General features: G+C 38.8%; 16 protein-coding genes. 5 read left to right on the top strand and 11 right to left on the bottom strand.

The window, feature by feature from the left end; translation table 11 throughout:
* Both rlmD and cysM read right to left on the bottom strand, forming a co-directional pair.
* A complete protein-coding gene (gene rlmD / locus O1D97_RS08430; RefSeq protein ID WP_269124641.1) occupies nucleotides 1-1329 on the bottom strand; it encodes a 23S rRNA (uracil(1939)-C(5))-methyltransferase RlmD in 1329 nt (442 codons plus the stop codon).
* Between the two features lie 90 nt (nucleotides 1330-1419).
* A complete protein-coding gene (gene cysM / locus O1D97_RS08425) occupies nucleotides 1420-2313 on the bottom strand; it encodes a cysteine synthase CysM (protein WP_269124639.1) in 894 nt (297 codons plus the stop codon).
* A 381-nt stretch (nucleotides 2314-2694) separates the two neighbouring features.
* On the opposite strand from cysM, the gene O1D97_RS08420 reads away from it, so the two are divergent.
* Nucleotides 2695-5451: a response regulator gene (locus tag O1D97_RS08420; protein ID WP_269124637.1), complete on the top strand. Its 2757-nt coding sequence runs from the start codon at nucleotides 2695-2697 to the stop codon at nucleotides 5449-5451.
* Here the strand turns inward: O1D97_RS08420 and acpS are convergent.
* The 7 genes from acpS to O1D97_RS08385 form a co-directional block, all read right to left on the bottom strand.
* A complete protein-coding gene (gene acpS, locus O1D97_RS08415; RefSeq protein WP_269124635.1) occupies nucleotides 5432-5815 on the bottom strand; it encodes a holo-ACP synthase in 384 nt (127 codons plus the stop codon). The genes O1D97_RS08420 and acpS overlap by 20 nt on opposite strands.
* Nucleotides 5812-6561 (bottom strand): DNA repair protein RecO, encoded by a 750-nt coding sequence (gene recO / locus O1D97_RS08410; RefSeq protein WP_269124633.1) that lies wholly within the window; start codon nucleotides 6559-6561, stop codon nucleotides 5812-5814. The genes acpS and recO overlap by 4 nt, the downstream gene beginning before the upstream one ends.
* A 6-nt stretch (nucleotides 6562-6567) precedes the next feature.
* Nucleotides 6568-7455: a GTPase Era gene (era, locus tag O1D97_RS08405; protein WP_269124826.1), complete on the bottom strand. Its 888-nt coding sequence runs from the start codon at nucleotides 7453-7455 to the stop codon at nucleotides 6568-6570.
* Between the two features lie 79 nt (nucleotides 7456-7534).
* Nucleotides 7535-8221 carry a ribonuclease III gene (rnc, locus tag O1D97_RS08400; protein WP_269124631.1) on the bottom strand — a complete coding sequence of 229 codons (687 nt, stop codon included), beginning with the start codon at nucleotides 8219-8221 and terminating at the stop codon, nucleotides 7535-7537.
* Nucleotides 8222-8236: 15 nt separating this feature from the next.
* Nucleotides 8237-9061: a signal peptidase I gene (lepB, locus tag O1D97_RS08395; protein WP_269124629.1), complete on the bottom strand. Its 825-nt coding sequence runs from the start codon at nucleotides 9059-9061 to the stop codon at nucleotides 8237-8239.
* A 71-nt stretch (nucleotides 9062-9132) separates the two neighbouring features.
* The gene (lepA, locus tag O1D97_RS08390; RefSeq protein ID WP_269124628.1) at nucleotides 9133-10938 is read right to left on the bottom strand and encodes a translation elongation factor 4; all 1806 of its coding nucleotides are present in this window, start codon (nucleotides 10936-10938) and stop codon (nucleotides 9133-9135) included.
* A gap of 257 nt (nucleotides 10939-11195) precedes the next feature.
* Nucleotides 11196-11834, bottom strand: coding sequence for a riboflavin synthase subunit alpha (locus O1D97_RS08385; protein ID WP_269124626.1), 639 nt, complete (start codon nucleotides 11832-11834; stop codon nucleotides 11196-11198).
* Between the two features lie 208 nt (nucleotides 11835-12042).
* Between O1D97_RS08385 and O1D97_RS08380 the strand changes: the two genes are divergently transcribed.
* Nucleotides 12043-12963, top strand: coding sequence for a TraB/GumN family protein (locus tag O1D97_RS08380; RefSeq protein WP_269124624.1), 921 nt, complete (start codon nucleotides 12043-12045; stop codon nucleotides 12961-12963).
* Nucleotides 12964-13047: 84 nt separating this feature from the next.
* On the opposite strand, the gene glgC is transcribed toward O1D97_RS08380, so the two are convergent.
* Entirely contained in the window at nucleotides 13048-14307 is a 1260-nt protein-coding gene (glgC, locus tag O1D97_RS08375; protein WP_269124622.1) for a glucose-1-phosphate adenylyltransferase, read from the bottom strand.
* Between the two features lie 120 nt (nucleotides 14308-14427).
* On the opposite strand from glgC, the gene glgA reads away from it, so the two are divergent.
* Both glgA and O1D97_RS08365 read left to right on the top strand, forming a co-directional pair.
* The gene (gene glgA / locus O1D97_RS08370; protein ID WP_269124620.1) at nucleotides 14428-15864 is read left to right on the top strand and encodes a glycogen synthase GlgA; all 1437 of its coding nucleotides are present in this window, start codon (nucleotides 14428-14430) and stop codon (nucleotides 15862-15864) included.
* 155 nt (nucleotides 15865-16019) lie between these two features.
* On the top strand, nucleotides 16020-16730 hold the full coding sequence (locus O1D97_RS08365; protein WP_330221454.1) for an HDOD domain-containing protein: 711 nt from the start codon (nucleotides 16020-16022) through the stop codon (nucleotides 16728-16730).
* A gap of 210 nt (nucleotides 16731-16940) precedes the next feature.
* Here the strand turns inward: O1D97_RS08365 and O1D97_RS08360 are convergent, their stop codons facing one another.
* Entirely contained in the window at nucleotides 16941-17786 is an 846-nt protein-coding gene (locus O1D97_RS08360) for a substrate-binding periplasmic protein (protein WP_269124619.1), read from the bottom strand.
* Nucleotides 17787-17906: 120 nt separating this feature from the next.
* On the opposite strand from O1D97_RS08360, the gene O1D97_RS08355 reads away from it, so the two are divergent.
* Nucleotides 17907-18386, top strand: coding sequence for a YHS domain-containing (seleno)protein (locus O1D97_RS08355; protein ID WP_269124618.1), 480 nt, complete (start codon nucleotides 17907-17909; stop codon nucleotides 18384-18386).
* The last annotated feature ends 11 nt before the right edge of the window (nucleotides 18387-18397 follow it).

Below are 18397 nucleotides of genomic sequence, written 5' to 3'. Positions count from 1 at the left end.
TTACCTTTTTTGCTTACTGCTTTTTTGCAACAGCATCATGGTCTCAACATGGGCCGTTTGAGGAAACATTTCCATCAAAGACACCTTATCTACTTGATATCCATTTGCTACTAAAAATTCTGCATCTCTTGCCAATGTTGAAGCATTGCAAGAAACGTACAAAATTTTATCAGGACTTAAATTTATTATATTTGGCAGGAACTCAAAAGCTCCCGCTCTAGGTGGATCTAAAAAAACCTTTGTAATACCTTTTGGTATGTCTGAAGCTGATTCCCGTTTTGTTAAATCAGCCGCAATAAAATTTACATTTTCTAACCCATTTAAATGTTGGTTACGCTTTGCGTTTTCAACCATGCTCGGTAATAATTCTATTCCGATTACAGATTTTGCCTGTTGCGCAAAAGCAAATGTAAAATTGCCAGCCCCACAAAACAAATCAAGCACAAGATCTTTCGCAGACAAGTTTAACCAAGCCACCGCTTGCGAAACCATCTTTTGATTCATTTCTGCATTGATTTGTATAAAATCCTGAGGATGAAAATCAATCCGAGTATCCGCCACATCATAGCGCCTCATTTCTAGAGCACTCAATGCAACTTTGCTTTCATTTGCTTCTTGCCAATATAAAGAAAATCCATGCGCAACAGCGAATGCATGCCATTGATCTTTGATTGTGGCAGTCAGCCCTGCGGTAAGCCGGACTAAAACACTAACACCATTGTCGTCTTCTAAAAGCTCAATATGCCCTAATTTAGACACCTCAGGGCAAGTTTTTACAAAGCGATTTATTGGTTTAATTAATGATTCTAATGAAGCTGTTAGAACGGGGCATTGTTTTATATCAACAATGCTAGAAGAAGATTTTTCTTTAAAGCCCAGCTCAATAGACTGGCCCTTAACACGCAAGGATAAACGAGCACGCCGACGATAACCAAATTCTCTTCCTTGCAAAACAGAAAGCGCTTCCTGAGATGAAATATTCCTTAATTGATTATTTAACCACGCTTTCTTTGATTCAATCTGCATAGGGTAGGATAAATGCTGAAAGCGACAACCGCCACATTTTTCATAATGTGCGCATTTAGGCGATACTCTGTCATTTGAAGGAGTTAATATAGCGACCAATTTTGCTTCATCAAAGCGTCGACCAGGTTTAGTGATTTGCGCTGACACTTGCTCTCCAGGAAGAGCCCCATCAATAAAAACCACTTTACCATTTACTCTAGCAACGCCTTTTGCTTCATGAGTCAAGCCGTCTATATTATAATCAGAGATTGGACTAGGCGATGCAACTTTTGATACTTGGCGACGATTTGGCTTGCGTTTCAAATGACTCTCTCTGTTCTTACATTAAAATAAAAATACATTTTAGCGTATCTAATGTAAGACACATAGAGAGTCGAGCCGATCATTTGAAGATTAACCTTCAAAAACACCTGTTGAAAGGTAGCGATCGCCTCTATCACAGACAATAACCACAATTACAGCATTACTCACGGTTTTTGACAGTGCTAATGCCGCCGCCACCGACCCTCCAGAAGAAACACCACAAAAAATCCCTTCCTCTTTAGCTAAACGACGCATAATCACCTCCGCATCCTCTTGGGCGACATCCATTACAGTATCAACTCGAGATTCATCAAAGATGGTAGGCATGTATTCTTTAGGCCACCGTCGAATGCCTGGAATACTTGATCCTTCTTTAGGCTGTAGTCCCACAATTTCAATATTTGAGTTTTGTTCTTTCAAATAATGAGATACCCCCATTATCGTCCCTGTTGTCCCCATTGAACTAACAAAGTGCGTCACTTCTCCCTTCGTCTGTTGCCAAATTTCAGGACCCGTTGTCATATAATGTGCATTCGGGTTATCCTGATTAGCAAATTGATTTAACACACGACCCACTCCCTCAGACTGCATTTTCAAGGATAAATCGCGCGCGCCTTCCATGCCTTCGCTTTTCGACACCAAATGCAATATAGCGCCATACGCAGACATAGCCGACTTGCGCTCTTGGCTCATATTGTCTGGCATGATCAAATGCATTTTATAACCTTTAATCGCCGCCGCCATGGCTAAAGCAATACCGGTATTGCCGCTAGTTGCTTCAATTAGGCTATCTCCAGGCGTTATCTCGCCCCTTTGTTCCGCCTGCACAATCATGTTTAATGCAGGTCTATCTTTTACTGAGCCTGCTGGATTTTGACCTTCAAGCTTTAATAGTATGGTGTTGCTATCGTTCTCATTTAGTCTTTGTAGACGAATTAGTGGGGTATTACCTATTAGGGATTCGATACTAGGATATTGATTCATAATAACTTCATTGACAATTTTTAATAATGGATTGAAACTAAGCGTAGTTGTTAACTACTATTAGAATCCACTTACAAGAATTAATACAATACAAATCTGTTATAAACTTAGTAATAAACTTTAAAATAAAGAGAATGCTTATGAAATTCATCAATACAGCAGGAATAACACTCCTAACACTTGTTGGACTCACAGCATGCGATCTGTTTAGCAATCCATCAGCAGAAATCCCGAACACCGAACTTCGTTCAAAATGGAGAGAGTGCAAAGTAATTTCAAATCCATCACGGACGAAAGCACTTGCATGTGATAATTATGAAAGGGAATGCGATCGAAGAAAAAGTAAGGGCAACTTAGCATGCTATTAAACCGAAAGGCCCAATGAACGTTCTTCAAATAAAAAGCCTCTCTCATAAAGCGAGAGCTTTTTTTACTGCCTTTATCCCCGTCACCTTTGCATCATTAATTTTTGCTATTATCTACATTGAGCAAAGATTTACCGATATTGATAACTTATTACTCACCCAACTCCAACAAATAAGCGCTTCATTCGCAACAACAAGTGATTATGCGATTGTATTTTCAGATAAAGATGTACTTTCTCGTCTGATGAAAACCGTATTGGAGAACCCCTTAGCTTCCTCTATACAAGTGTATGATACCAAGAAAAGAATCATTGCCGAACTCGGCAGTAAACCTCCATCCGAAGCGGCTATTTTATTTCCTCTGATGGTGAAAATTGTTGAAAACAACGACTACTTAACCATTATTGAGCCTATCTATTCAGAAAGTATTGAATTGTTTTCAACCAATGAAAACACACCAGATTTCATTACGCCAAAAGATCAATCTCAGATATCTGGATGGGTTAGAATAAAATTCACAAAATCACAAAACAACTTAAAAAAACAACAACTTAATTCGATTATATTTATTAGCTTACTGTTTTTTAACTTCTGTTACGCCCTTGTGCTATTAAAACTCATTAAAAGGTTTTTATCTCCTTTCTATAAACTTGAACAAACCATAAAACAGCTTTCTCTTGGCAACTTCCCTCAAATAGAGAGCATAAATTTTCCTCCCTCATTTGACCTACTCAAACAAGATTTGAGTAGCATAACTGAACGATTGGAAAACTACCGTGAAGAGATACAGCAAAGTATTGAGCAAGCCACTGAAGACATCCGAAAAAACATGGATAGCATCGAAGAAAAAAGCGCTCAACTTCATATTGCAAATAAAGAAGTAACTGAATCTAACCGACTAAAATCACAGTTTTTAGCCAACATAAGTCATGAGGTTAGAACCCCTCTGAATGCAATTTTAGGCTACACAAAAATTTTACAAAAAGACGTTCTTGACAACCAACAACGGACTTATGTGAATACAATAGAGCAATCTACTAATAATTTGTTAGCCATTATTGGTGACATTTTAGATTTTTCCAAAATCGAAGCCGGCAAACTTAATCTTGAACAAACCGATATTAATATTCGCGACCTGGTCGATGACGTTTTTCAAATATTAAGTGCAAACTTACTTACAAGAAACAAGCAAATTGCTTTAATACCAGACATTAATGACAATGTCCCAGAATGGATGATTGGAGACCCAATACGCATCCGACAAATTTTAACGAACTTAATTGGCAACGCCATAAAGTTTACCGAAAACGGGTATGTACAAGCAAAAATAACCTTATCAAGCTCGGAACAGAACAAATTGACCTTAGTCTGCCAAATAATAGACACAGGTATTGGCATATCAGAGAAAACACTAAGAAGCCTGTTCAAACCTTTCTCCCAAGGCGACACCAGCACCACACGACAATTTGGTGGCACTGGTTTAGGACTAGTCATCACCCGTAAATTAGTTGAACAAATGAGTGGAAAGATAGATGTGAAAAGCGAATTAGGAAACGGCTCAAACTTTCGATTCTCTATTAACCTACGTCCATCACAAAAAGAAATAGAGTTATTAGATAGCTTAAATAAAACCATTATTTTGTTTGAACCTATCAGTATCTATAGAAGCTACATAGAAAATTCATTGAAAAAAATAGATACTGAATGCATATATTGTTCATCGGTAGAACATGTGTTATCGCACCTAAAATCTTCTTTAACTCAAAAGCAAATTGATGCGGTGTTACTCAGCACAGATCAGGAAGCAAATGAACTATCGGATACCTATGAGCTCGCATATTTTATAAAGAATACCTACGACATTCCTTGCATTCTAATGACACAACCACCGAGTAAAATCCCTCAGTTTCCTGAGCTTCAAAATCTTGCCAGTGATATTTTATTAAAACCAATCAGTCATAAGCGCTTACACCAGGCATTAAATCAACTTTCATGTTCCGGAATACCCAATGACACGCCACTATCACCTTTAGAACAATTCAAAATTTTGGCTGTAGACGACAATTCAACTAACTTACAGCTTGTCGAACACTGGTTAAAACCAAATGGACTCGAGGTAAGTCTCGCTTATAGTGGTCAACAAGCTCTAGAGATGTCTGCAAATAATCAATTTGACCTTATCTTGATGGACATCCAGATGCCTGGATTAGATGGTATGGAAACAACTCGACAACTTAGGTTAAGAGATGCCTATAAAGAGACCCCCATTATTGCACTGACCGCACATGCATTACATTCCGAAAAACACCAGATAATGGAAGCAGGCATGAATGCTTACTTAACTAAACCTGTCAGTGAAAGTATTCTACTTGATACTATTTATAAGTGGTGCACTGGCACACCAGAAGAAGAACTACCCAACAATTTCCAGCAAGTTTTTGATCTAGGCCTATCCCTTTCAATAGTAAATAATAAGGTAGAGATCGCTCGAGAAATGCTTACAATGCTTATTGACTCCTTAGAATCAGAGAAAAAACTGATTAAGCATCATTTTCAAGAACAAGAACTAGAAAAGCTCATCCACGTTGTGCATAGAATCCATGGAGCGTCTAAATACTGCGGTACGCCTGAGCTCACTAAACACGCGAATTTTTTAGAAACACATTTAAAAGAGCTTGGGTTAGAAGAGGTTGATGAAGTATTAAACGATTTCACCCATGCCATTGAAAACTTACTAGAAGCAAGAAGCTATATTAAATGGCCTCAACAATAACAAATGCCTGAGCATAACATTGCTCATCAGTAAGGCTTAAATGCCAGCTAGCACCCTTAGGGAGACGCTTATTCACAATTGAATCCACTTTAAGCGTGGGTTGCCCATTCTCAAGATTGATAATTTCAAAATGCTGAAAGCTCACACCTCTCCCAATCCCTGTGCCAATGGCTTTAGAGGCCGCCTCTTTGGCCGCAAAGCGCTTGGCGACAAAAGCACAAGCCTTATCTTTATTTCCTATACTCAAATAACGCTCAATTTCATTTTCTGTAAGTACTCTTTTTATAAAGCGCATGCCTAGCTTTTCTATAGAAGACTTAATTCGTTCAATTTCGACTAGGTCAGTCCCAATGCCTACAATCATACGTCACCTTTTTTCACAGAGAACCTTGGCACACCATAAAGCCTATCATCATTATACGGTGCATTTGGCAACAATTTCCTAGCTTCAATTTTTTTACCACTGAGCAAGTAGTCCAACCACTTCCTATGCAGCTCTTTCGACATTAGCAGAACGTCCTTATTCGACCATTCTCCAGCCATATATCCTATTGCCACACGCCCTTCCACAAACATAACAGGGAGCTGTTTTGGTTTATCACCTAGAAAAGGCCTTAGACCGAGCTTAAAGTCAAACCGATACATCTGGGAAGCTAGAACATCCTCCCCTGACCCCGTATAGGCCATATCAATTGGCATTCCAAGCTCTTGAAACAACCCTACTTCAAAGCGTCGCAAAAGCGGAGCAACGGGTACTGACTTTTCCACACTTTGTAAAAGCCATTCATAGAGTGTGAATAAGTCTGCAATAGGTATAGCACTGGTAATTAGACGACTCAGCAGCTCATGTATATAAAGACTCGCATATAAATGGATGCCTTCGATTCGTATCGGCTTATGAAGAGGCTCAATTAAAGAAATGGTTTTTAACTCGGAGCGACCTTTAAGCTCCACGTCATAACGAACAAAGGGACTCGGTAAAACACGAATCCCTTTTTTAGGTAAGCGGTAAACGCCTCGAAGCAAACCCATCTCAAAAGAAAAAAGGTCAAGCATCACCTTGCCCTCTTGAAATGGACGTGTATGAATAACATACGCGGTTACTCGCATAAAGAACTATTGCTCTTGATAGCCTAGACTAGCTAATGCTCGCTCATCATCAGACCAGCCTGAACGAACTTTTATCCATAGATTAAGCATCACTTTCGCTTGGAACATGCTCTCCATATCTATTCGAGCTTCCTTACCAATCAACTTAATTTTCTCACCACGATCGCCAATGATAATTCGCTTCTGCCCATTACGCTCAACAAGAATTAAAGCACTAATATGCAGAGTTTCACCTTCAAAAGCGAACTCTTCAATCTGTACGGCTACTTCATAGGGAACTTCTTGACCCAGTTGACGAGTAATCTTCTCGCGAACAATTTCAGAGGCCAAAAAACGAGAACTTCTATCTGTTATCTGATCTTCAGGGTAAAATTGCCCACCCTCAGGCATCAAACTTTCTGTTAATCGCTCTAATCGATCCAAATTTTTGCCTCTCAAAGCTGAAATAGGCACAATTTGAGCAAAATTCATCATATCAGAATATCGCGCCAATTTAGGCAATAACGTGTCTTTGTCTTCAAGCTTATCCACTTTATTGACTACTAGAAAAACAGGACAACGAACGTGCTTCACCTTTTCTAGAACCGCTTGATCTTCATCTGTCCATCGTTCTGCATCAATCAGAAACAATACGGCATCAACATCAACCATTGCATCTGAAGCGGTTTTATTCATAAAGCGATTCATGGCTTTCGTTGACCCTAGATGCAGCCCAGGCGTATCCACGTAAATAGTTTGAACATGCCCTTCCGTCTTAACACCTAATATTTGCTGGCGAGTCGTTTGTGGCTTACGTGATGTAATACTCAGCTTTTGTCCAAGTATATGGTTCATTAAGGTAGATTTACCTACATTAGGTCTACCAACAATAGCCACATAACCACAATGAGTAATGTCAGTGGACTCTTCAGGTCGTAAATCTGCTAATGATGCTTCAAAATCGAAACCATCAATCGAGTTATCCGAATTAGAATCATTCACTCTTATTTTGCTCCAAAATATTTAAGGCTTTAGTGGCCGCCTTCTGTTCAGCAATACGACGGCTATTGCCTTTACCCTCAATTGCTTCAGGGATAATATCAATAGTGCAATGCACAAAAAATGTCTGATCATGGGGTTCACCCACTATCTGCACAACTTCATATTGTGGTAACGAGTACTTTCTAGCCTGCAGATATTCTTGCAATCGAGTTTTAGCATCTTTTGTGACTACTTTTAATGAAGTGGCATCCAATCGGCCTTTATACCAATTCAGTATATGCTCTCGACAAACATCCATACCGGCATCTAAATACATGCCACCAATAATACCTTCAACCGCATCCGCTAAAATTGAATCGCGTCGAAAACCGCCACTTTTCAACTCTCCGGCGCCGAGCTTCAAATAATCACCTAACTTAAACTCTCGCGCCAATTCAGCTAAGGTGTCTCCTTTTACTAAAGACGCTCTTAATCGGCTAAGCTCGCCTTCTTTCGCTTTCGGAAAACGATGAAATAACTCCTCTGCGATAACGTAGTTCAGAATAGAATCACCAAGAAACTCAAGACGCTCATTATTTTTTCCACCATAGCTGCGGTGTGTTAGCGCTAACTCAAGTAAGCCTAAGTCTGCAAAAAAATACCCAATTTTACGACAAAGCTTTAAATACAAATCACTCAAAACAATTCCAAACCTTTATTCAATCAAACCATTATTTTTAAAATTAGGTAGACTGAAGAAATCATTCCAGTGCAACCAAACGTAAAATGCACGACCTTTCAAATTTTCTTCAGGCACAAAACCCCAAACACGACTATCTGAACTATTATCTCGATTATCACCCATCACGAAATATTTACCGTCAGGCACCACCCAATCCCCTTCAAGTGGGTTGTTACGATAACTTTTATAAACTTGATGATTTACCTCGCCAACGTTCTCTTTATACAAAGCAACCGGCTCTTTACTAGGGTTCAAAGAGGTATTCAACTCAGCAAGTAATTCCTCATCAACTGGCTTACCGTTAATCATCAAACGTTTATTGTGATAACTAACCACATCGCCAGGAAGGCCGATCAAACGTTTAATATAGTTCAAATTTGGCTGTTGAGGGTATTTAAATACCACCACATCGCCCCGCTTGGGTGAGGATGTTGGAATCAATTCTGTATTTAATACGGGCAATCGAACACCATAGTCAAATTTATTAACAAGAATAAAGTCGCCTATTTCCAGTGTCGGCAACATAGAGCCCGAAGGTATTTGAAAAGGCTCGACAACAAAAGATCTCAGGCCAAATATTACAGCGATAATCACAAAATATGACTTCACCTCTACGACCCACTTAGGTGTATCGCCAAAACTGTCTTTCACCGTTTTAGGTAAAGCCGAGCAAGCTTCCGGTGTCAAATCATTTAATAGTTGCTTACGCTTAGGTAAAAAAATCACCCGATCGTAAATCCATACAGCACCAGTCACTAAAAAGGCGATAGCAAGGATTAGCTCAAAATCAAAATTCATTTTATCTCCAAAAGACGGCATGAGATAAAGCCGTCAAAGGGTTAAAAAATTATAGTAAAAGCGTTCTTCTCTTAACTATCTACTTTCAAGATGGCAAGAAACGCTGACTGCGGGACTTCTACATTCCCCACCTGCTTCATACGTTTTTTACCTTCTTTCTGTTTCTGTAGTAGCTTTTTCTTACGACTCACATCACCGCCATAACACTTAGCGATAACATTTTTACGTAAGGCTTTTACCGTCGTACGAGCAATAACTTTAGCTCCCATTGCCGCTTGAATAGCAACATCAAACATTTGGCGAGGAATAACTTCTTTCATCTTTTCACATAAAATGCGGCCTTTATAGAGCACATTATCCTTATGCATAATCAAAGCAAGCGCATCGACTCGCTCGCCATTGATTAAGATGTCTAAGCGAACCAAAGGTGCCGCTTCAAAACGACTAAAACTGTAATCTAATGAAGCAAAGCCACGACTGCATGACTTCAACTTATCGAAGAAATCCAATACCACTTCATTCATCGGCAACTCATAACGAATCGACACTTGATTACCAATAAATTGCATATCTTGTTGAATACCACGTTTCTCAACACACAAGGTAATCACGTTACCTAAGTACTCTTGAGGGACCAAAATATTTGCGACTACCAAAGGTTCACGCATTTCACGAATTCGACCAGGATCGGGCATTTTAGACGGGCTATCGACGTTAATTACCGTACCATCCATCAATTCCACTTCATAAACAACGGTGGGTGCGGTAGTAATCAAATCCATATCGTATTCACGCTCAAGGCGTTCTTGGATAATTTCCATATGCAGCATACCTAAAAAGCCACAACGGAATCCAAAACCAAGAGCATCTGAGCTTTCAGGCTCGAAGAACAGGGAAGCATCATTAAGAGTTAATTTACTCAATGCGTCACGAAAATCTTCGTAGTCATCAGAACTTACAGGAAATAAACCTGCGTAAACCTGAGGTTTAACCTTTTTAAATCCTTCAAGTTGGCCAACATCTTTTGTCGCAAGATGCGTTATCGTATCACCCACAGGAGCACCGTGAATATCCTTGATACCCGCCACTACATAACCTACTTCACCAGCACGTAAAATACCTGTTTCTGTACGCTTTGGAGTAAAAATACCTACCATATCAACTGGGTGAGCTTGCTTGGTTGACTTGATAAAAATCTTATCTTTTTTGCTTAACGTCCCTTGCATAATTCGTACAAGAGAGACAACACCTAGATAGTTATCGAACCATGAGTCAATAATTAACGCTTGTAAAGGCGCGTTTACATCCCCTTCTGGCGGTGGGATCTCTTTTACCAAGCGTTCTAATACATCTTCAACACCGAGGCCTGTTTTAGCCGAACAAGTAACAGCACCATCCGCTTCAATGCCAATAATGTCTTCAATTTCTTGAGAAACACGTTCCGGTTCAGCTTGCGGCAAATCAATTTTATTCAATACCGGCATCACTTGCAGCCCTTGTTCAAGCGCGGTGTAACAGTTTGCTACAGATTGAGCTTCAACACCTTGTGCGGCATCTACAACCAACAGTGCACCTTCACAAGCGGCCAAAGAGCGAGAAACTTCATAAGAAAAATCAACATGCCCAGGGGTATCGATAAAATTCAATAGGTATTTTTCACCGTCTTTAGCGGTATAATTCAGCGTTACACTCTGCGCTTTAATTGTAATTCCGCGTTCGCGCTCAATATCCATTGAATCAAGCACTTGATTATTCATTTCACGCGCAGTTAAGCCTTCACAGCTTTGAATAAATCGATCTGCTAACGTCGATTTACCGTGGTCTATATGCGCAATAATAGAAAAATTGCGTATGTGTTTTAGATTATTTTCCGACACTTCTTACTCACAATAGATAAAAACCGTTATGTACAAGCACCTGTTGATAAATCCACTATTTATCTATTTAAATAAATTAAGGAATTTACTCACAGGTTCTCAAGATGAAATTTTGATGTGCATTCTACAGAAAACAGAGTAAGTACTCCATTTTTATTCGCCTGATAAGCGCAAGCAAATGGCAAATAACATGTGATTTATTTGCCATTTTGTCGAGAACAGGAAAGTTTTAAATGAAGTATTCAAAACACTAGCGCTTAAGGCAAGACAACTCCGCGCTCCTTCAGTACCCGTTCTACCGTATCTACCGTTGCTTGAGTATGGCTGTCAATCTCTAAGTTAACTTTGTCACCAATTTCTAACTGGCCGAATGTCGTCATTTTTAGTGTTTCAGGAATAAGGGATACTTCAATCCAATCATCCCCAATATCACTAATGGTTAAACTCGCTCCATTCAATCCTACAAAGCCTTTATCAAAAAGATATCGTCGAGCGTCTACTTTCGCATCGACGCCTGTATCCACAGAAAAACGAATATGAAAACTCTCCCCTTTACGGTAAATTTCACGAACTTCCACATTTGTCATGATATGCCCAGACATAACATGACCGCCAATCTCATCGCCCATCCGTGCGGCTCGTTCAAAATTGACCCTTGCCCCTGGCTCTAATAAACCAATATTCGTCAATGCAAGAGTCGTATCAATCACATCAAAACTCACTTGATCTTGATCTATTTCTACCACTGTTAAACAGACCCCATTGATAGCAACACTGGCACCAAATTGCTGACCTTGCATGGAAGACTCTGGGAATTGTATTTTTAAACGTTTATTACAACCAAACGTTTGACAGCTGGAAACTTGCGCCATACCCTGAACAATGCCTGTAAACATAACTTACCTCGGATCAAGAAAATTTGTTTCAGCAAAATATAAGCCAATTATTGATTTATTTTGCCCGATTGAAGAAGAATTAAGCATATTCTATGAAACTCGCGTAATACGTGACCTTTAGACAGTTATCACCTAGTCACTAATAGGGTTATCCACAGCTTGCGGGGATAACCCTGCCCATATTAAACAAGGTTAAAAAAGAATATTTATGAGCGCTATTATCAATCATTTTAAATTTATAAGCATTTTTTTATTAAGCTTTTCTACCCTTTGTTATTCGGCTAATTCGAACCAAGCTTTCCTATGGAAGGTACAAAACAAACACGTAACCGTCTATTTAGCGGGTTCAATCCATGCTTTAACTGCAAAGCATTACCCACTCCCCTCAGCGTATTTAGAGGCATTTAACCAAGCTCAGAACCTGGTTGTTGAACTCAACATAAACGAATTAGATCCTTATTCATCACAAGCCCTCGTTCAATCCAAAATGTGGTTACCTGCAAACCAAACTCTAGAGAATCATCTATCAAAAACAGCAATAAACCACCTTAAAAAATTCAGTCTTGAGAGTGAAAACACTTATGCAAACCTTATAAAAATGCGCCCATGGATGGTAATTGAACAACTAACGGGATATCAATTAAAGCAAACTCACTTTAAAGCAAGCTTGGGGTTAGACCAGTATTTTTTACAACTGGCAAAACAACAAAACAAACCCATACTGGAATTAGAGACGCTAGAACAACAAATTACAGCTATTGCAGATAGTCCGTTCAATGCTCAAATAGAAGGATTGGAAGTTTCGCTAGGGCAATTGGATGATGAAGATTATCTTGAAAAAATGGTCCATTACTGGGAAGTAGTCAACCCATCAGGACTGTACGACTTCGTCAATCAAGATGTGATAAACAACCCTAAATTAAAGCCAATGATGGAAAGTTTATTAGATAACAGAAATACCCACATGACAGACGTCATTACACTTTATTTAAATCAGCCATTAAGTCATAGAAACACCTATTTTGTCGTTGTAGGGGCCTTACATCTATCTGGACCGAATAGCATACAAAAGCAGCTTGAAATGAAGGGGTATTATATCCAACCACTATTCAATAAAGAGAACAAATAACCAAAACCAAACAAGCTTTAGCCTATAAAAAAGCCATAACCTAGGAGAGAGTTATGGCTTTTTAAACTTAATAAAACTAACTATCTACTGTTCTTTATCGATGTTTTCTATCATCGTTTGGGTTACTAAAGTAATGCCATCTTCATTACGATAAAAACGCTTTGCATCTAACTCAGCATCTTCTCCGATAACCATTCCTTCAGGAATTTTACAATCTGAGTCAACCACAACACTGGTTAACCGACAATGACGCCCGATATCAACTCTTGGCAACACAACGCATTTATTAACATGAGAAAAAGAGTTTACTCTAACGTTGTTAAAAAGAATGGACTTTTCAACGGTAGAACCAGAAACAATACAGCCAGCAGATACAACCGAGTTTAATGCCGTTCCTATACGCTCTTCATAGTTATAATTAAACTTAGCGGCGGGCCTTTGATACTGAGCTGTACGTATTGGCCAGTTATCATCATATAAATCTAGCTCAGGTAATAGACGAGTTAAATCCATATTAGATTCCCAGTACGCGGTTAATGTACCCACATCACGCCAATACGGTACATCAGGATAACTTTCATTTTTAACACAACTATTGGCAAAATGATGAGCTTTAATATTACTTCTACCAACAAAGAAAGGAATTAAATCCTTACCAAAGTCATGGCTCGAATCATCATCTAGTGCATCAGAGCGTAGATGCTCACTTAAAAATTTCGTACTAAAAATATAAATCCCCATGCTTGCTAAAGAAACATCAGGGTTCCCTGGCATAGTAGGTGGATTTTTCGGTTTCTCTTCAAAAGCAATAATATTGTCGTCTTCGTCGACATGCATGATACCAAATTGATCTGCTTCTGAAACAGGCACTTCAATACAAGCGACAGAAACGTCTGCCCCTGTCTCCATATGCTCTTTCAGCATCAAACTGTAATCTTGTTTATAAACATGATCACCAGCCAATATCAGCACATATTCACTGTCTAGTTCGTCAATCATTTTAAGGTTTTGGAATACCGCATCAGCCGTTCCTTGATACCATTCCTCCCCAGTTTGTTGCTGCGCAGGCCATAACTCAATGAATTCATTAAAGTCTGAGCGTAAAAAATTCCAGCCACGTTGAACATGTTGATTAAGAGTATGGGATCGATATTGAGTTAATACGGCGATTCTACGCACACCGGAATTGACACAATTCGATAAGGGAAAATCAATAATTTTGTATTTACCAGCAATAGGAACAGCAGGCTTTGAACGATAATCTGTCAGCTGCTTTAACCTAGACCCTCTACCTCCTGCCAAGATGATTGCTAACGTTTTCATACATGCAGTATTAAGATCCATAATTCACCTTTTTTGAAAATTTAATCTTATTTATTATTATTGTTATTCGCGTTGCTCGCTCGATTACGGGTTATATTTAGGTATACTCCGATAGATAAACTAAATCAACAAGATAACAATATGATGAACATACTTTTTGTCGCGTCCGAAATTTACCCTCTTATTAAAACCGGTGGTCTAGCGGATGTTGCAGGATCACTCCCTGTTGCGTTACGTAAAAAAGGCCACGATGTTCGGCTACTCATGCCCGCTTATTCTGGCGTTTTGGATAAAGTTGCCCCCATCCAGAACCAAATAAATTTGGGTAACCCATTTAATGTTGGGGATTTAATTCTGCTAGAAACCCAAATTCTTGAGAATGGCACACCCATTTGGCTATTACAATGCCAAAACCTTTATGAAAGAGACGGTGGTCCCTACTTAGACACTGACGGTAAAGACTATAAAGACAACCATTTACGCTTTTCAGCCCTATCATGGGTGGCTGCAGTCTTATCTTCTTACGGAAGCCTAATGAAGTGGCAACCTGATATTTTGCACATCAATGACTGGCAGGCTGGATTAAGTGTAGCCTATTTAAAAAGTTGGAATATGAAACACATTCCCGTTGTAACTACAGTTCATAATCTAAGATATAACGGCAGCTTTCCAATAAGTTTATACTCTGACACAGGCTTGTCTCACGATTTATTAACACACCATGGCATTGAGTTTTATGGCCAATTCTCTGCATTAAAGGCTTCCTTAGTCTATTCTGATGCCATTACAACAGTCAGTCCGACCTATGCCAAAGAAATCCTTACAACAGAATACGGTGACGGCTTAGACGGTACACTTAGAGCTCACCAACATAAACTGCATGGAATACTTAACGGCGTAGATTATGATCAATGGTCACCCGATATAGACCCAGCAATAGATACTCAATACGACTTAAAAACGCTTGATCTAAAACAAAAAAATAAATTAGCCTTATTACAAGAAAATCATCTAGATGAAAGCCTAGAACAACCTGTTTTTGGTGTTGTCAGTCGTTTAACTGAACAAAAAGGATTAGACCTAGTTCTTGAGGTTCTGCCAACCGCATTAGCTCAAGGCGCAAAATTTATTCTATTAGGTTCTGGGGATAAAGCGCTCGAAAGTGCGTTCTTAGCGTTACAACAGAGTTACCCTCAACAAGTTGGAGTCCGTATTGGCTACGATGAAGAGTACTCCCACAGACTTCAAGCCGGTATTGATGCCTTGTTAATACCTTCACGCTTTGAACCTTGTGGATTAACACAATTATACGCACTGAAATACGGAACCTTACCTGTTGTAAGAAAAACAGGAGGTCTCGCAGACACTGTGTTTGAAGACGGTCCTGAAGCCAATGGTTTTGTCTTTCAAAACGCAGATACCAAGTCATTAAATTCTGCGATAAATCGTTGTATTGAAACCTTCCGAGATCAAAAATCATGGAAACACAGGCAAGAAAACGCCATGCAATATGATTTTAGTTGGGAAAAAACGACCTCTCATTGGTTAGCTCTTTATTCGGACTTATTAGGAAAATAAGTAACCCATTGTTATTAGAAAGGTCAGGGGTTAAGTTCATGCAGATTATTGAACTTAAACCTGACTTAGAACAAGTATTTACTCAAATATTCCTTGCCTGAATTTAAGCTTATAGCCTAACCTAAAGTGGTAACATACTAAGAAGGCTAGACAGCATGGAAATAAAAGACTTATTAAATCAAACATCAAAGCTTCCTAATGTTCCTGAAGTTGTACGTGAACTCATTCAAGCTCTTAACTCAGAAAAATCGAATTACAGCGACATTTCACAAAAAGTGTCTAAAGACCAAACCCTTACCCTCAAAGTGTTACGCTTAGTCAATTCTGCTCAATTTGGCCTATCAAGAAAAGTAGCCTCATTAGATGAAGCCATAGTACTTTTGGGCATGGACAAACTCAAAACGTTGGTGATTGCATCCGGCTTTTCTGGCTCAGCATCCAACGTGGAAGGATTGGACACTAAAGCTTTCTGGCAAGATTCTTTTCAAGTGGCCACACTTGCAAAATGGTTAGCGTCAAGAACTGAGAAAGTAAATTCAGACAATGCATTTACCGCAGGCATTATTTATAACATTGGGAGACTGCTGCTACATCTCGCCGAACCCAATAGGGCAAAAGCGATACAGTCGCTTATTGAAGAGTCTAAAGTAAGCCGCACGGCTGCAGAAATGGAAAGACTGGGCTTTACCAGCCAAGATGCAGGCAAAGCATTATTAAATATGTGGAAATTCCCTGAAGAGCTATCTAATGCGGTACAACAATATAAAAAACCTCTGTCCTACAATCCTGCATCGCCATTAAGCGCTACTCTTAATCTAGCATGTTATTTAAACGCAGCGATTAAAGAAGAGGAGACCCAGATGTAGTAAAAGAGTTTATTCCTAAAAAAGTCCTAGAACTAGCGGGTATCGATATATCTATCATTGACGAATTAGATGAAGCATTAAGACTTGAATCTGGACTAGATGATTTAGTTGCTTAAAATATTAACTTATCTACAAAGCGTTGAAACTAATCAATACTTTATAGATAAGTTTTTGTTGGTTCTACTTATAACCCCCTAAACACGCATTCAGCTAAGATTTATGAGTAAAAGCATTCCAATCTAATAAACTTTGATTAAGCGCTTTTTCATTAAATCCATCGTGACTCATTGTTTTAAGAACATTATGAAGCTTTTGTTTCATACCCACAGTATTACAGGTAGAATTTTTAGATAAGGTTAAAAAAAGCCCTTCACTACTTACTGACGCTAAAGAAACAACATCGGTTTTCATATCTAAAAGATTTAAATAGGCTAATCCAGGGGATTTTTCATAAACAACATAATCCACTCGTTTTGCAACCAACATTTTAAATGCTTGCTCCAATCCAGACACAGAAATAATGTTCAAATATTTCTCTGAAAAATCATCAAATGATTGACCAAAACTGTTATTAATAACCGTAACACCACGCTTATTAATTAAATCTTCTTTTTTTGAATAATCTAACCGTTGACCAGTTCGCTTCCATACAACACTGCTTGTATGTAGAAAAGCAGGGGATATGTAGTCCATATAATCAGATCGCTCTGTGGTATAGAAAGCACCCGCCATTAAATCAGCTCTACCAGATTTTACTTCTAATTGAGCTCTTGACCATGGTCCGGTATGAAGCAGTTTGATAGGAATCCCCAAACGCCTTGAAATCTCGTCAATTATTAAGCGATTGGCTCCCATCAATTCATTGGACCCATCCGCCTTTTTCCATAGAAAAGGAGGGTACTCTGAATTTCCTGTTGCAATCATCGAAGAGCAGCTCATTTCTGTTTCTGCTTTAATCTGAACGGAAATTGGTAAAATACAGCATAAAAGAGCGCTGAGTTTTACTGTACGACTTGCAATAAAGCGCATAGACATCTCAAAGCCATTTAATTTCAATCGTATTCATTATATTTCAACATGATAGAAAGTACAGAGAGCGATAGGTATTTTTTACAATAAGTGAACTTTACTAATAAAAGTCTATCAAAGCTTTTAACTTTATGAAGGAGATTTTCTATGTTTGCACTTAATTCAAAAATTATTCTATTTGCTAGAACCATTGCATATGCTTTTGTATGCATTTTTGCTATTCAATCCTATGCAGCAATGCAAAACAATGTGAACGAAGATGGCGTCGCACTTTCTGGATATGACCCAGTTAGCTACTTTATGGATTCACCTATGAAAGGTTATCCGGCACTAAAATACAGCTATGAAGGGACAACGTACCAATTCGAAAATGAAGAAAACCGTCAGGCCTTTATAGAACAGCCTAAAAAATACGCACCGGCATATGGAGGGTGGTGTGCTTGGGCTATGTTAGAAGGCGAAAAAGTGAAAATTGACCCGTTAAGCTATAAAATAATAGATGGAAAAAACTATGTTTTTTATAATGGCTTTTGGGGTAACACACGAGATAAGTGGGATGAAAAAGCCCTTAAAGACACTGAAGCCGCATTAATAAATACCGCTAATAGCCAGTGGGCTAAACAATAAATCAATGTAAC

This window comes from Marinomonas phaeophyticola (assembly GCF_026966905.1).
Taxonomy (GTDB): Bacteria; Pseudomonadota; Gammaproteobacteria; order Pseudomonadales; family Marinomonadaceae; genus Marinomonas; species Marinomonas phaeophyticola.
This window is presented reverse-complemented; position numbering and strand designations above follow the sequence as displayed.

Coding starts and splice junctions, on each gene's coding strand:
- cysM (WP_269124639.1), bottom strand. CDS start 2,313: ATGAATCAATATCCTAGTATCGAATCCCTAATAGGTAATACCCCACTA.
- O1D97_RS08420 (WP_269124637.1), top strand. CDS start 2,695: ATGAACGTTCTTCAAATAAAAAGCCTCTCTCATAAAGCGAGAGCTTTT.
- acpS (WP_269124635.1), bottom strand. CDS start 5,815: ATGATTGTAGGCATTGGGACTGACCTAGTCGAAATTGAACGAATTAAG.
- recO (WP_269124633.1), bottom strand. CDS start 6,561: ATGCGAGTAACCGCGTATGTTATTCATACACGTCCATTTCAAGAGGGC.
- lepB (WP_269124629.1), bottom strand. CDS start 9,061: ATGAATTTTGATTTTGAGCTAATCCTTGCTATCGCCTTTTTAGTGACT.
- O1D97_RS08385 (WP_269124626.1), bottom strand. CDS start 11,834: ATGTTTACAGGCATTGTTCAGGGTATGGCGCAAGTTTCCAGCTGTCAA.
- O1D97_RS08380 (WP_269124624.1), top strand. CDS start 12,043: ATGAGCGCTATTATCAATCATTTTAAATTTATAAGCATTTTTTTATTA.
- glgC (WP_269124622.1), bottom strand. CDS start 14,307: ATGGATCTTAATACTGCATGTATGAAAACGTTAGCAATCATCTTGGCA.
- glgA (WP_269124620.1), top strand. CDS start 14,428: ATGATGAACATACTTTTTGTCGCGTCCGAAATTTACCCTCTTATTAAA.
- O1D97_RS08365 (WP_330221454.1), top strand. CDS start 16,020: ATGGAAATAAAAGACTTATTAAATCAAACATCAAAGCTTCCTAATGTT.
- O1D97_RS08355 (WP_269124618.1), top strand. CDS start 17,907: ATGTTTGCACTTAATTCAAAAATTATTCTATTTGCTAGAACCATTGCA.